Here is a 12940-nt window from a genome sequence, read left to right on the forward strand (position 1 = left end):
CAATCAATACCCTAGCGATAGTGAGTTATGGCCAAAAAAGACGGTGTCATCGAAATCGAGGGCGCGGTAGTCGAAGCTCTTCCCAACGCGATGTTTCGCGTCGAGTTGAGCAACGGCCACAAAGTTCTTGCCCACATTTCAGGCAAGATGCGTCAGCACTACATCCGTATCCTCCCGGAGGATCGTGTGATCGTGGAGCTGAGCCCGTACGACCTGACTCGCGGCCGGATCGTTTACCGCTACAAGTAGAGAGTGCTGTAAGTAACGGCCCGAGGCGTTCCTGGGGTACGAAGACAGCGAATACAAGGACACACCATGAAGGTCAAGCCCAGCGTCAAGAAGATCTGCGACAAGTGCAAGGTCATCCGCCGTAATGGCAACGTGATGGTCATCTGCGAGAACCCTCGTCACAAGCAGCGTCAGGGCTGATCTCGACAGGCTCGATCACGGTCGAGTCGGTCGAGATGCAACTGAATACAGAAAATAGCAGTGCCGGGAACCCTTCGGGGGGACACCATCGGTTGGAGGCCGATGAACAGGCACTGTCACAGACCTCCACTCATATACAGGAGAAGCCACAATGGCACGTCTAGCCGGCGTTGATATTCCTCGCGATAAGCGCGTGGAAGTTGCACTGACTTACATCTTTGGTGTTGGCCGCACGAGGGCACTCAAGACCCTCGCCGACACTGAAATCGATGGAAACATCCGAGTCAAGGACCTGAGTGACGAGCAGCTCGTCGCACTCCGTGACTACATCGAAGGAACCTTCAAGGTTGAGGGTGACCTCCGCCGTGAGGTTGCCGCTGACATCCGCCGCAAGGTCGAGATCGGCAGCTACGAGGGCATCCGCCACCGCAAGGGCCTGCCCGTTCGTGGCCAGCGCACCAAGACCAACGCTCGCACCCGCAAGGGCCCGAAGCGCACCGTAGCCGGCAAGAAGAAGGCGCGCTAGGCCTCGGCCTGGCCCGTCTCGCCTTTAGGATTCAGGAGAAATTCATGGCAGCACCAAAGTCGGCCGTTCGGAAGCCGCGCAAGAAAGAAAAGAAGAACGTCGCTGTGGGCCAGGCCCACATCAAGAGCACCTTCAACAACACCATCGTCTCGATCACTGACACCACCGGTGCGGTCATCAGCTGGGCGTCCTCAGGTGGAGTCGGCTTCAAGGGTTCGCGCAAGTCGACCCCGTTCGCCGCGCAGCTGGCTGCCGAGTCGGCTGCCCGCCAGGCGCAGGAGCACGGCATGAAGAAGGTTGACGTCTTCGTCAAGGGACCGGGATCGGGCCGCGAGACCGCGATCCGTTCGCTCCAGGCCGCCGGCCTCGAGGTCGGTTCGATCAACGACGTCACCCCCCAGGCGCACAACGGATGCCGTCCGCCCAAGCGTCGTCGCGTCTAACCAACCGGCATCTCGCCATCGGCCGGGCCCGTCACAAGACGGGCCCGGCTGTGGCGGGTCGTGGGGCATCACCCCTCCCTCGTTCGACGATGTGCTCGATTGTCGGGCTTGTCGAGAGACACACAACTCAAAACCTCGCCACGCAAGTGTCATATAGCGGACACTTAGCCGAAAGGAATCAACAGTGCTTATTGCACAGCGCCCCACGCTCACCGAAGAGAACATCTCGGAGTTCCGATCCAGGTTCGTCATCGAACCTCTTGAGCCTGGTTTCGGTTACACCCTCGGCAACTCGATGCGCCGCACCCTCCTGTCATCGATCCCCGGAGCCGCTGTCACCAGCATCCGGATCGACGGTGTGCTGCACGAGTTCAGCACCGTTCCCGGTGTCAAGGAAGACGTCACCGAGATCATCCTCAACATCAAGGGCCTCGTCATCTCCAGCGAGCACGACGAGCCCATCACCGCGTACCTGCGCAAGCAGGGTGCCGGCCAGGTCACGGCCGCCGACATCTCGGCTCCGGCCGGTGTCGAGGTGCACAACCCCGAGCTGGTCATCGCCACGCTGAACGACAAGGCCAAGTTCGAACTCGAACTGACCATCGAACGCGGCCGCGGCTACGTGTCGGCCACCCAGAACCGCAACGAGTACTCTGAGGCCGGCCAGATTCCGGTCGACTCGATCTACTCGCCCGTGCTCAAGGTGACCTACCGCGTCGAGGCAACTCGTGCCGGTGAGCGCACCGACTTCGACCGCCTCGTCGTTGACGTGGAGACCAAGTCGGCGATTTCGCCTCGCGACGCCATCGCATCCGCCGGTCGTACGCTGACCGAGTTGTTCGGTCTGGCCCGTGAGCTGAACACCGCCGCCGAGGGCATCGAAATCGGCCCCGCGCCGGTCGATGCCGTGCTGTCGACCGAGCTGTCGATTCCGATCGAAGACCTCGATCTGTCGGTTCGCTCGTACAACTGCCTCAAGCGCGAGGGCATCAACAACATCAGCGAACTGGTCGCCCTCTCGGAGACCCAGCTGATGAACATCCGCAACTTCGGACAGAAGTCGGTGGATGAGGTCAAGGACAAGCTCGTTGAGCTCGGCCTGTCCCTGAAGGACTCGGTGCCCGGATTCGACGGCGCCCACTTCTACAGCGGCTACGACGAAGAAACCATCTAAAGCAGTCGTTCAGACTGACTTTCGACTTTGATACTGGAGATAACCAATGCCTACGCCCACTAAGGGAGCCCGCCTCGGAGGCGGACCGGCCCACGAGCGCCTCATGCTCGCCAACCTGGCCGCATCCCTATTCACCCACAAGTCCATCAAGACGACCGAGACGCGCGCCAAGCGCCTGCGTCCGGTCGCCGAGCGACTGATCACCTTCGCAAAGAAGGGTGACCTGCACGCCCGTCGTCGCGTGCTCGCCACCATCGGCGACAAGACCGTCGTGCACGAGCTCTTCACCGAGATCGCACCTCAGGTTGCCCTTCGTGAGGGCGGTTACACCCGCATTACGAAGCTCGGCTTCCGCAAGGGCGACAACGCTTCGATGGTGCAGATGGAGCTCGTTCTCGAGCCCGTCACCCCGAAGGTCAAGCGCTCCTCCGCCAAGGCTGCTTCCAAGCCCGCCGCGGCAGCGCCCGTTGCCGAGGCTCCGGCCGAGGTCGTCGTCGAGGATGCTGCTGTCGAAGCTGACGTCGTCGAAGATGATGTCGCTGCCGCTGAGGAATCCAAGTAAGCACCCTGCGCTGTATCGGCTCAACTGAATCGCTGTGTTGAATTGAGAGGGGCCCGACTTCGGTCGGGCCCCTCTCTTTGTGCCCCGGCGACGGGCTAGCGCCCTCGCGGGGCCCCGGCTACGATATTGGCCATGGAACGCCTGACCGGAACCCAGAATCAGGGCCCGCGTCGGCGTGCAGCCCTGCCGCCCGACGCGCCGGGGCCCGCCCACCCTGAGATCGCCCGGTGGCGTCCGGCAACGGTGTCGGACGCCGACGACCTGTGGCAGTTCACCCGAGCGGTCGGCAAGGCGGACCATCCGTACCACCTGACGACGCGGGAGGGAATCGAGCGGGACTTCGGTCTGTCGTACTTCCATCCGGAGCGGGATTCCCTGATCGGGTTCGCCGCCGACGGCACCCTCGTGGCGATGGGGATGGTGATGGCGCCGCCGCGCGAGACGCTGGCCCGCGCGATCCTGGTCGGCGGGGTGCACCCCGACTACCGCGGACGCGGAATCGGCCGCGAGCTGCTCGCGTGGCAGCTGGGCCGGGCCGAGCAGCAGCTCGCCACCGACGATCCCTCGGTTCCACGCTGGATCCTCGCCTACACCGACGAGACCGCGTACCGCAGCACACGTCTGTTCCGGCGCCTCGGCATGGAATGCGCCCGGTACTTCCAGTCCCTCGAGCGGCGCCTCGACGAGCCGATCCCCGAGATCGACCTTCCGGTTGACATCCGCGTCATCCGGTTTACCTCGAAGCTCTCTGCGGCCGTTCACGAAGCGCGCGACTCGTCGTTCCGGGATCACTGGGCCAGCCAACCGATGAGCGACGATGCTTGGGACTCCTTCGTGACGAGTCGCAAATTCCGCCCCGACCTCTCATACCTGGCCCTCGCGGCCGGCCCCGACGGCACCCCGAAGGTCGTGGGCTTCACCCTGGCCACGGTCAACGAGGACGACTGGCTGAACCAGGGCTACACCGGCAGCCACGTCGACCTCGTCGGCGTCATCGACGGATGGCGGGGCAAACACATCGCGCGGACCCTGCTCGGCACGCATCTGCATGCCGCACGCACCGAGGGTCTGGCCCGGGCGACCCTGGTCGTCGACTCCGAAAGTCCGACCGGCGCGCTGAACCTGTACCTCGGCATGGGTTTCACGCCCACCACCCGCAGTCTCGCCTTCACCATTGAGGTCTAGTCCCACCCGGGATCCGCACCCGCCGACCCGGCCTTGGTCACGGCAGCAGCGGCGGCTGGAAAGAGGGTGACCCGGCAGGGTCGGGCAGGCGATACGCCTCGAGGCCCGGCTGCGGCGGCGGCTCGGCCAGCCGCTCCAGAGCGGCCCGGATGACGTCGGCATAGATCCGACCGCCGGCCGGACCGGGATGGATGTTGTCGTTTGCGAGCACATCCGTGTGCGAGGCGATCGCCGTGCTCCAATCGGCCAGCTCGACCGTGCGGTGCCGGGCCGCGTACTCGGCCAGGCTGGCGTTGACCCCGGCCGTCCAGTCACGTTCGGCGAAGGCAGTGACCAGGATCAGCTCCCGGTCCGGGCCGATCACCGCGCGGATGGCCGCCAGCTGACTCGAACGGATCGGCCCGTTGGTGCCGAGGCCCACGACGACCACCGGCCGGAGCGTGCCGGCCTCGGCTTGGGTGGCCAGGATGTCGGGAGCAGCCCCCATGCCCCGTGAGACGGTGGCATCGATCGCGATCCCCGGGAAGCCGGCCTGCAGCTCGGGGGCCGAGGCGAGCATCACCGAGTCGCCCACGGCCGTGATCAGGTCCCCGGGCGCCGCGCGTTCAATGGCGCTGACGGCCGGCCGGGACGCGCGCCGTGCGTTCTGCACGGCCTGCCGCTGCGCAGCATCCAGTGCCTTCTGGCCGCGTTCGATCTCGCTCTGGGCGCTCGTCTGGGCGGGAGCGGTGAGCAGCGCCGCGGTCGTGCCGGTCGCCAGAAACAGCGCGGCGGCGCCGAACAGGCCGAACCAGACGAGCCTGCCGGGCATGCGGATCGTGCGCGCGCCGCTCGTGCTCTGCCGCAGGCGACGGATGCTGCCGCGCACCCCCTTCGTGCGCACGGGAAGTTCCAGCCAGCGGTACGATCCACCGGCCGCCAGCAGCGTCAGCGCGCCCGCCAGCACCCCGACTCCGATGCTCGTCAGCACGGTCGGCGACGCGGCGGCCGCCGGCCACGCCCCCTGGGCGAGCACGAGCACCGGCCAGTGCCACAGATAGATGCCGTAGGAGCGTTCACCCAGGTAGCGCAGCGGCGCGGTGTCCAGCGCCTGGCCGAAGCCTGGCCCGCGCACGGCCGCCCAGATCACGACCGCGGTCAGCAGGCTCACCAGCATCAGTCCGCCTCGATAGGTCGCCAGGCCGGTGTCGGGCAGGGCGAACGCCGCCGCCAGAACCCCGGCCAGGGCGAGCCGACCCAGCCACGGCCGCCAGCGGTCGCGCAGGGCGGCGAGGCGGGGTGCCGTGCCGCCCGGAAGGCCCGAACGGCGCAGCAGCAGCGCGAGCGCGGCACCGGTGAAGAGCCCGAAGCTGTGCGTGTCCGAGCCGTAGTACACCCGGGTGGGGTCGGCGGGGTCGTACAGTAGCCCCATCCAGACGGCAGAGGCCAAGGCCAGGCCGGCGACGAGTGCCAGGCGAAGCCGGCCGCTCCTCACCAGCAGCAGGCCGAGGAGAGCGAACGGCCAGACCAGGTAGAACTGCTCCTCCACCGCCAGCGACCACAGGTTGCGGAACAGTTCCGGCGCCGTGGCGCTGAAGTAACTCGCCGACCCGGCGATCGACACCCAGTTGTAGCCGAAGGTGATCGCGCCGAGCAGCTGCCAGCCGAGGCCCACCAGCACGTCGCCGCCGATCAGCCAGGCGGCAGTGCACAGGATCAGCACCAGCGGGACCAGTGGCGGCACCAGGCGCAGCGCCCGCCGTTTCCAGAATCGACCGAGCGCGATCCGCGAGGTTTCGTCCCGTTCGGTGATGAGGAGGCCCGTGATCAGGAACCCGCTGATCACGAAGAAGACGTCGACCCCGATGAATCCGCCGGGAAGGACCGCGGGGAAGAAGTGGAACACCACGACCAGAACGACGGCGATGCCGCGCAGGCCGTCGAGACCGGCCAGGCGTTTGGTGGGCACGTTCACGGAGTCCGGATGAGCGTCAGAGGGCGGGGGCGGCAGATTTTCATGACAGGTGGGGACCGAAGTCCGGGTTCTACGATAACCCGGACCGGACCGTACACTTACCCCCGTGATTCTTCCCCCGGCGCCCGACGAGACCCAAGCAGCGGGTACCACCCGGATCAGGCTCGACATCGCCTATGACGGCACCGGCATGAGCGGCTGGGCGACGCAGCCGGGCCTCCGCACCGTGCAGGGTCAGATCGAGGCCGGGCTGGCCGGCATCCTGCACAGCCACCCGCCGACCCCGATCCTGACCGTGGCCGGGAGAACGGATGCCGGTGTGCACGCGACCGGGCAGGTCGCCCACTTCGATCTGAACCCCGACCAGGCCGACGGCCTCGTGCGCATCTCCCGCGGCAAGGGGCGGCCCCCGACGCCCCTGGCGGTCATGGTGCAGCGGCGGCTCAGCGGCATCCTCGTCACCCAGCCTGAAATCGTGATCACATCCTCCGTGCTCGCCCCGCCCGGGTTCGACGCCCGGTTCTCCGCGCTTTACCGGCGCTACGAGTACCGGATCGCCGACTCCGTCGTCGGGCACGACCCGCTGCAGCGGTTCCGCACCACCTGGCACGGCTTCGCCCTCGACGTGGACGCCATGGACGCGGCTGCCGCGACGCTGATCGGCCTGCACGACTTCGCCACCTACTGCAAGCCGCGGCCCGGGGCCACCACGATCCGCACCCTGCAGGAGTTCCGCTGGTACCGCGATCCGGATGGTGTGCTCGTCGCATCCGTTCAGGCTGACGCCTTCTGCCACAGCATGGTGCGCGCGCTGGTCGGGGCCTGCGTCGCGGTGGGGGAGGGGCGACTGTCCGGGGACCGCCTGGTCGACCTCCGGATCGAGCGGGCCCGCACCAGCGAGTTCAAGGTGATGCCCGCCCAGGGTCTCACGCTGCTTCAGGTCGGCTATCCGGCCGACGAACTGCTCGCCCTGCGGGCCCGCGAAACGCGCGCGCGCCGGGAGCTCATCGACGACACCGAGTAATGGTTGAATTGCGCTGCCGGGCCGACGGCGTTAGTGTTATTCCTTGGTGTCTGTGCGTTGCAGCCAGACACACGAACGTGAGCCCTCCATCGATCGTGTTCCCTCTCTGGGAACACACCCGGAGCGGGATTCACGAACACCTCCGTTCGAACAAGAAAGCAGCTCAATAGTGACGCGCACTTACACTCCCAAGGCAAGCGAAGTCCAGCACGACTGGGTCGTCATCGACGCCACAGATATCGTGCTCGGTCGTCTTGCCAGCCACGCCGCCATTCTCCTTCGCGGGAAGCACAAGGCAACGTTCTCTCCCCACATGGATATGGGCGACTTCGTCATCATCATCAACGCCGAGAAGATTGCCCTTACCGGCAAGAAGCTCGACCTGAAGATGGCGTACCGCCACTCCGGTTACCCGGGCGGCCTCACGGCCACCAACTACTCGGAGATGCTCGAGAAGCACCCGACCCGCGCGGTTGAGAAGGCCATCCGTGGCATGCTGCCGAAAAACACGCTCGGCCGCGCCCAGCTGGCCAAGCTCAAGGTCTACGCCGGCCCGGAGCATCCGCACGCTGCGCAGCAGCCGAAGCCGTACACCCTCGCCCAGGTCGCTCAGTAGCGCCGGCCTCCAGACTTTTCGATTCTAAGAAAAAAGGATTCACACCATCGTGGCGAAAATCGCAGATCAGATTGACCAGGCTCCGGAGAGCTACTCGACCGAGACTCCGACCGAGACTGTAACCAAGGCGCCCCGCGCCATCCTCAATGTTCCCGGCGCAGCCGTCGGACGTCGCAAGCAGGCCATCGCCCGCGTGCGCATCGTCCCCGGCTCCGGCACGATCACCGTCAACGGCCGCGAATTCGGGGACTACTTCCCGAACAAGCTGCACCAGCAGCTCATCAACGACCCGTTCAAGGTGCTCGACCTCATCGGCAGCTACGACGTCATCGCCCGCATCACCGGTGGTGGCCCCTCCGGCCAGGCCGGTGCCCTGCGTCTCGGTATCGCGCGTTCGCTGAACCAGATCGACGAAGAGAACAACCGCGCCATCCTCAAGAAGGCCGGCTTCCTCAACCGCGACGCTCGCGTCAAGGAGCGTAAGAAGGCCGGACTCAAGAAGGCCCGTAAGGCTCCTCAGTTCTCCAAGCGTTAAGTCGATTGGCACCGTAGAAAAATGCCTCGACTATTTGGCACGGACGGCGTCCGGGGTCTGGCCAACCGTGATCTCACGGCTGGCCTGGCTCTGGCCCTCGCCCAGGCCAGTGCGGCGGTCCTCACTCAGGGCCGCCGCGCGGAGTTGCGCCGCGCAGAGGGCCGTCGGCCCGTTGCGGTGCTCGCCCGGGATCCTCGGATCTCCGGTGAATTCATTTCGGCCGCGGTCGCGGCCGGACTGGCGAGCTCCGGTGTGGACGTGCTCGACGCGGGCGTCATTCCGACTCCCGCCGCGGCTTTCTTGATCGCCGATATCGGCGCAGATTTCGGCGTGATGATTTCCGCCTCGCACAACCCCGCTCCCGACAACGGCATCAAGTTCTTTGCCTTCGGGGGAACCAAACTTCCCGACGACGTTGAGGACCGCATCGAAGAGCACCTGTCGCTCGACATGCTCACGCCGATCGGCGGAGACGTCGGTCGCATCAGCCGCTTCGCGGACGCCGAGGACCGCTATGTCGTGCACCTGCTCGGAACGCTGCCGCACCGCCTGGACGGCATCCACGTCGTGCTCGACTGCGCGCACGGCGCCGCCGCCGGCGTATCGCCGCAGGTCTTCACGGATGCCGGTGCCACGCTCACGGTCATCGGAGCCGACCCCGACGGCAACAACATCAACGACGGGGTGGGCTCCACCCACCTCGACAACCTCTCCCGTGCCGTCCTCGAGGCCGGTGCCGACGTCGGAATCGCCCACGACGGCGACGCGGACCGGTGCCTGGCCGTCGACCGCGACGGCAACATCATCGACGGTGACCAGATCATGGCGATCCTCGCTGTCTCCATGGCCGAGCGCGGGGTTCTGAAGGACCGCACGCTCGTGGCCACGGTGATGAGCAATCTCGGTTTGCGTAAGGCCATGGCGGCCAACGACATCCGCATGATCGAGGCCAAGGTCGGCGACCGGTACGTGCTCGAAGAGCTCAACGTCGACGGGCTGTCCCTCGGCGGTGAACAATCCGGTCATGTGATCATGACCAAGTTCGCCACGACCGGTGACGGCATCCTGACCGGGCTGCACCTGGTCGCCGAAATGGCACGCACCGGCAAGACCCTCGCAGAGCTCGCCTCGGTGATGACGGTCTACCCGCAGATCTTGGTCAACGTGCGCGGCATCGACCATCACGGGCTGAAATCGAACGAGGTCATCGCGGAGGCAATCCGCGCCGCTGAGGCCGAGCTCGGGGACACCGGACGGGTGCTGCTGCGACCGTCGGGCACCGAGCCCATGGTGCGCGTCATGGTCGAAGCGGCCGATCAGGGCACCGCCGACCGGCTCGCGAACGAGCTGGCCGACATCGTGCGCCTGCAGCTCGCCCTCTAGAGAGTTCTCGCCGCGGCCGCACCCTCGTTCTCGGCCGCGGGCCCCGCGCCCTCGTTTTCGGCCGCGCCCCGCGCGCCCGCTCCGCCCCGCGCCCCTGACGAATTCGACGGAGATTTTGGCCGAATCGTTCCGAAACAGCCAGAGAAACCGGCTTTTCGCCAAAATCTCCGTCGAATTGGTTCACGGCCGGAGTGCCCGGACGTCGAGGGTGCCCGGACGTCGAGGGTGCCTGTGCGGTGACACACGGCGGGTCACACCTTGCGCAGCAGCACCTTGGAGACGGAGTGGTTCGGATCCTTGCGCAGCACGAGGGTCGCCCGAGAACGGGTCGGACGGATGTTGCGCAGCAGGTTCGGTTCGTTGATCTCGGTCCAGATTTCCCGGGCCCGGCTCCGCGCCTCGGCCTCGGTCAAACTCGCGTACCGGTGGAAGTACGACTTCGGATTGCTGAATGCGCCGCGCTGCAGCTTGAGAAAGCGCTCCTCGTACCAGCGGGCGATGTCCTGCGTGCGGGCGTCCACGTATACGGTGAAGTCGAAGAGGTCGCTGACGGCGAGGCCGTGGCCCGGTCCGGGCGGCTGCAGCACGTTGAGACCCTCGACGATCAGGATGTCCGGCTGCCGCACCACGATCTGGGCGTCGGGCACGATGTCATAGCTGAGGTGTGAGTAGAACGGCGACCGCACCTCGGCGGCACCGCTCTTGACCGCGGCCACGAAGCGTAGCAGGGCCCGCCGGTCGTAGGACTCGGGGAACCCTTTTCGGTCCATCAGGCCCCGGCGGGTGAGTTCGGCGTTGGGCAGCAGGAAACCGTCGGTGGTCACCAACTCGACCCGCGGGGTGTCCTCCCAGCGGGCCAGCAGCTCCCTCAGCAAGCGGCCGATGGTGGATTTGCCCACCGCGACCGATCCGGCGACCCCGATCACGAACGGCGTGCGCTGGGCGCGCTCCCCGAGGAAGTCGCTCGTGGCGCGGTGCAGCTGCCGTGCACCGGCGGCGTAGAGGTTGAGCAGGCGGCTGAGCGGCAAGTAGACATCCGTCACCTCATTGAGGTCGAGCGGCTCACCCAGCCCCCGCAACTGCACGATCTCCGTCTCCCGCAGCGGAAGCCGGGTGGTTGGCGCGAGGGCGGCCCAGTCAGCCCGGTCCAGTTCGACGAAAGGAGTGCTGTGGCCGTTGTTCCAGGGACTCGCAACCGGATCGGACATTTCACCGAGCTTACTCGGACTAATATCGCAGTCATGTGTGGAATCGTTGGTTACGTCGGAGATAACAAGAGCGTTCAGGTCCTGATGGGAGGTCTGCGGCGACTCGAGTATCGGGGGTACGACTCCGCGGGGATCGCTGTCATCGACAGCGAGGGTGCTCTCAATACCGCTAAGCGAGCGGGCAAACTGGCCGTTCTGGCCGCCGAGCTCGAGGCGAACCCGATTAATAATGGGAACACCGGGATCGGACACACTCGGTGGGCCACCCACGGGGCGCCGAATGACGTGAATGCGCACCCGCACCTGGGTGACAACGGCAAGCTGGCCCTTATTCACAACGGAATTATTGAAAACTTCTCCGTGCTCAAGGACGAACTCCTCGCCGAGGGATTCACCTTCGAGAGTGAGACCGACACCGAGGTCGCCGCGATCCTGCTTGGCCGGGAATACCAGCGCGTCGGCGACCTGGGCGAAGCGTTCCGCGCAGTCGTCTCCCGCCTCGACGGTGCCTTCACCCTGCTCGCCGTCCACCAAGACCAGCCCGGCATCGTCGTCGGCGCCCGCCGCAACTCCCCGCTCGTGATCGGCCTGGGCGACGGAGAGAACTTCCTCGGCTCCGACGTCGCCGCTTTCGTCGAGTACACCCGCCGCGCGGTCGCCATCGGCCAGGACCAGATCGTCACGATCACGCCGGACCTCGTCACCGTGACCGACTTCGACGGCAACGCCGTCGAAGTGGAAGAGTTCGACATCGCCTGGGATGCCTCCGCGTCCGAGAAGGGCGGCTGGTCCAGCTTCATGGCCAAGGAGGTCTCCGAGCAGCCGGATGCCGTGCGCAACACCCTGCGCGGGCGCATCCATGAGGGCCAGGCCGTCGTTCCCGAGCTGACCGAATTCGGAGACGACGTGCTCGCCGGCACCCGTCGCATCGTGGTCGTCGCCTGCGGCACCGCGGCGAACGCCGGCTACGTCGCCAAGTACGCCATCGAGAAGTGGACCCGGGTTCCGGTCGACATCGAACTCAGCCACGAGTTCCGTTACCGCGACCCGGTGCTGAACCCCGAGACCCTGGTCATCTCGATCAGCCAGTCCGGCGAAACCATGGACACGCTGATGGCGGTCAAGTTCGCCCGGGAAGCGGGCGCGAAGGCCATCTCGATCTGCAACACGCAGGGTGCCACCATCCCCCGCGAGTCGGACGCCGTCATCTACACCCACGCCGGCCCGGAGGTCGCCGTGGCCTCAACGAAGGGCTTCACCGCCCAGATCGCCGCCCTCTACCTCTTCGGCCTGCACCTGGCCCGGGTGCGCGGCAGCCTCAGCGAAGCCGAGTGCGCCGTGCAGATCGCCGAGCTCCAGGCCATCCCGGACAAGCTGGCGACCACGCTGCTGCAGGAGTCGACCGTGCACGAGCTGGCCACCTGGATGGCCGACACGCGTGCCGTGCTCTTCCTCGGCCGCCACGTGGGCTTCCCGATCGCGCTCGAGGGTGCGCTCAAGCTCAAGGAGCTCGCGTACATCCACGCGGAGGGCTTCGCCGCCGGTGAGCTCAAGCACGGCCCGATCGCGCTGATCGAGCCCGGCCAGCCGGTCTTCGTCGTCGTGCCGAGCCCACGCGGCTCCGCGCACCTGCACCCCAAGGTGGTCTCGAACATCCAGGAGATCCGGGCCCGCGGCGCGCGCATCATCGCGATCGCCGAAGAAGGGGATGTCGCGGTGCTGCCGTTCGCGGACACCGTCATCCGCATCCCGCTGGCCTCGCCGCTGTTCGAACCGATCCTCGCGGTCGTACCGCTGCAGATTTTCGCCATGGAACTCGCCACGGTGAAGGGCCTCGACGTCGACCAGCCGCGCAACCTGGCGAAGTCCGTCACGGTCGAGTAGCGCCAGTCCTCGAGTCG

14 protein-coding genes are annotated in these 12940 nt (G+C 66.4%); 12 read left to right on the top strand and 2 right to left on the bottom strand.

The features are described from left to right. Nucleotides 1-27 precede the first annotated feature (27 nt). The 7 genes from infA to CXY82_RS15935 all read left to right on the top strand — a co-directional run bounded on the left by infA (nt 28) and on the right by CXY82_RS15935 (nt 4319). On the top strand, nt 28-249 hold the full coding sequence (gene infA / locus CXY82_RS15905; protein ID WP_055965022.1) for a translation initiation factor IF-1: 222 nt from the start codon (nt 28-30) through the stop codon (nt 247-249). 66 nt (nt 250-315) lie between these two features. Then, the gene (rpmJ, locus tag CXY82_RS15910) at nt 316-429 is read left to right on the top strand and encodes a 50S ribosomal protein L36 (protein ID WP_035834639.1); all 114 of its coding nucleotides are present in this window, start codon (nt 316-318) and stop codon (nt 427-429) included. A gap of 151 nt (nt 430-580) precedes the next feature. Then, nucleotides 581-955 (top strand): 30S ribosomal protein S13, encoded by a 375-nt coding sequence (rpsM, locus tag CXY82_RS15915; protein ID WP_104100946.1) that lies wholly within the window; start codon nt 581-583, stop codon nt 953-955. A 44-nt stretch (nt 956-999) separates the two neighbouring features. Then, nucleotides 1000-1398: a 30S ribosomal protein S11 gene (rpsK, locus tag CXY82_RS15920; RefSeq protein WP_022883249.1), complete on the top strand. Its 399-nt coding sequence runs from the start codon at nt 1000-1002 to the stop codon at nt 1396-1398. 184 nt (nt 1399-1582) lie between these two features. Continuing rightward, complete coding sequence (locus tag CXY82_RS15925) at nt 1583-2572, top strand: DNA-directed RNA polymerase subunit alpha (RefSeq protein ID WP_104171769.1); 990 nt, start codon at nt 1583-1585, stop codon at nt 2570-2572. 46 nt (nt 2573-2618) lie between these two features. Next, complete coding sequence (rplQ, locus tag CXY82_RS15930; protein WP_104171770.1) at nt 2619-3134, top strand: 50S ribosomal protein L17; 516 nt, start codon at nt 2619-2621, stop codon at nt 3132-3134. A 132-nt stretch (nt 3135-3266) separates the two neighbouring features. Beyond that, complete coding sequence (locus CXY82_RS15935; protein WP_104171771.1) at nt 3267-4319, top strand: GNAT family N-acetyltransferase; 1053 nt, start codon at nt 3267-3269, stop codon at nt 4317-4319. 37 nt (nt 4320-4356) lie between these two features. On the opposite strand, the gene CXY82_RS15940 is transcribed toward CXY82_RS15935, so the two are convergent. Then, nucleotides 4357-6267 (bottom strand): acyltransferase family protein, encoded by a 1911-nt coding sequence (locus CXY82_RS15940; protein WP_233199380.1) that lies wholly within the window; start codon nt 6265-6267, stop codon nt 4357-4359. Nucleotides 6268-6463: 196 nt separating this feature from the next. Here CXY82_RS15940 and CXY82_RS15945 point away from each other — a divergent pair, with 196 nt between their 5' ends. The 4 genes from CXY82_RS15945 to glmM all read left to right on the top strand — a co-directional run bounded on the left by CXY82_RS15945 (nt 6464) and on the right by glmM (nt 9831). After that, nucleotides 6464-7297 carry a tRNA pseudouridine(38-40) synthase TruA gene (locus CXY82_RS15945; protein WP_104171773.1) on the top strand — a complete coding sequence of 278 codons (834 nt, stop codon included), beginning with the start codon at nt 6464-6466 and terminating at the stop codon, nt 7295-7297. A 169-nt stretch (nt 7298-7466) separates the two neighbouring features. Next, entirely contained in the window at nt 7467-7913 is a 447-nt protein-coding gene (gene rplM, locus CXY82_RS15950; protein ID WP_104100940.1) for a 50S ribosomal protein L13, read from the top strand. A gap of 49 nt (nt 7914-7962) precedes the next feature. After that, the gene (gene rpsI, locus CXY82_RS15955) at nt 7963-8448 is read left to right on the top strand and encodes a 30S ribosomal protein S9 (RefSeq protein WP_104100939.1); all 486 of its coding nucleotides are present in this window, start codon (nt 7963-7965) and stop codon (nt 8446-8448) included. A gap of 21 nt (nt 8449-8469) precedes the next feature. Next, on the top strand, nt 8470-9831 hold the full coding sequence (gene glmM, locus CXY82_RS15960) for a phosphoglucosamine mutase (RefSeq protein ID WP_104100938.1): 1362 nt from the start codon (nt 8470-8472) through the stop codon (nt 9829-9831). Nucleotides 9832-10082: 251 nt separating this feature from the next. Here glmM and coaA read toward each other — a convergent pair whose 3' ends face one another. Further along, the gene (gene coaA / locus CXY82_RS15965; protein ID WP_104171774.1) at nt 10083-11039 is read right to left on the bottom strand and encodes a type I pantothenate kinase; all 957 of its coding nucleotides are present in this window, start codon (nt 11037-11039) and stop codon (nt 10083-10085) included. 33 nt (nt 11040-11072) lie between these two features. On the opposite strand from coaA, the gene glmS reads away from it, so the two are divergent. Continuing rightward, nucleotides 11073-12923, top strand: a complete 1851-nt coding sequence (gene glmS, locus CXY82_RS15970; RefSeq protein ID WP_104171775.1) for a glutamine--fructose-6-phosphate transaminase (isomerizing) — start codon at nt 11073-11075, stop codon at nt 12921-12923. Nucleotides 12924-12940 lie beyond the last annotated feature (17 nt).

The organism is Cryobacterium sp. M23 (assembly GCF_002929655.1).
Taxonomy (GTDB): Bacteria; Actinomycetota; Actinomycetes; order Actinomycetales; family Microbacteriaceae; genus Cryobacterium; species Cryobacterium sandaracinum.

Excerpts from the sequence above, each read along its gene's own strand:
- infA (WP_055965022.1), top strand. The coding sequence starts at position 28 with ATGGCCAAAAAAGACGGTGTCATCGAAATCGAGGGCGCGGTAGTCGAA.
- rpmJ (WP_035834639.1), top strand. The coding sequence starts at position 316 with ATGAAGGTCAAGCCCAGCGTCAAGAAGATCTGCGACAAGTGCAAGGTC.
- rpsM (WP_104100946.1), top strand. The coding sequence starts at position 581 with ATGGCACGTCTAGCCGGCGTTGATATTCCTCGCGATAAGCGCGTGGAA.
- rpsK (WP_022883249.1), top strand. The coding sequence starts at position 1,000 with ATGGCAGCACCAAAGTCGGCCGTTCGGAAGCCGCGCAAGAAAGAAAAG.
- rplQ (WP_104171770.1), top strand. The coding sequence starts at position 2,619 with ATGCCTACGCCCACTAAGGGAGCCCGCCTCGGAGGCGGACCGGCCCAC.
- CXY82_RS15935 (WP_104171771.1), top strand. The coding sequence starts at position 3,267 with ATGGAACGCCTGACCGGAACCCAGAATCAGGGCCCGCGTCGGCGTGCA.
- CXY82_RS15945 (WP_104171773.1), top strand. The coding sequence starts at position 6,464 with ATGAGCGGCTGGGCGACGCAGCCGGGCCTCCGCACCGTGCAGGGTCAG.
- glmM (WP_104100938.1), top strand. The coding sequence starts at position 8,470 with ATGCCTCGACTATTTGGCACGGACGGCGTCCGGGGTCTGGCCAACCGT.
- coaA (WP_104171774.1), bottom strand. The coding sequence starts at position 11,039 with ATGTCCGATCCGGTTGCGAGTCCCTGGAACAACGGCCACAGCACTCCT.
- glmS (WP_104171775.1), top strand. The coding sequence starts at position 11,073 with ATGTGTGGAATCGTTGGTTACGTCGGAGATAACAAGAGCGTTCAGGTC.